General features: G+C 59.7%; 1 protein-coding gene. It reads left to right on the top strand.

The features are described 5' to 3' along the window. Window positions 1-84: 84 nt before the first annotated feature. Window positions 85-295: helix-turn-helix domain-containing protein (locus EN846_RS34535; protein WP_135928157.1), on the top strand; the 211-nt coding region annotated here is incomplete at its 3' end.

The following is a 295-nucleotide window of genomic DNA, read 5'->3' as shown; positions in this document are numbered from 1 at the left end:
GGGTGACAGTTCATTCCGGCTAGATGGGTTACACTTTCGGCCCTTTGCAAGGAGAGCAAGGTGCCTTGGAAGGAGTGTAACGTCATGGAAGAGCGGCTGAAGTTCGTCGCCCGGCTGCTGGACGGCGAGAAGATGGCGGTGCTTTGCCGGGAGTTCGATATCTCGCGCAAGACCGGCTACAAGATCCTCACGCGCTACAACGACAGCGGCCTGGAGGGGCTGACGGACCGATCGCGGCGGCCCTATCGCCACGCCAATCAGCTTCCGTTTCAAATCGAGAAGCTGATTGTGCGCC

This window comes from Mesorhizobium sp. M4B.F.Ca.ET.203.01.1.1, assembly GCF_004791025.1.
GTDB classification, from domain to species: Bacteria; Pseudomonadota; Alphaproteobacteria; order Rhizobiales; family Rhizobiaceae; genus Mesorhizobium; species Mesorhizobium abyssinicae.
Note: the sequence above shows the minus strand (reverse complement) of the source record. Positions and strands in the feature narration are given on the sequence as shown.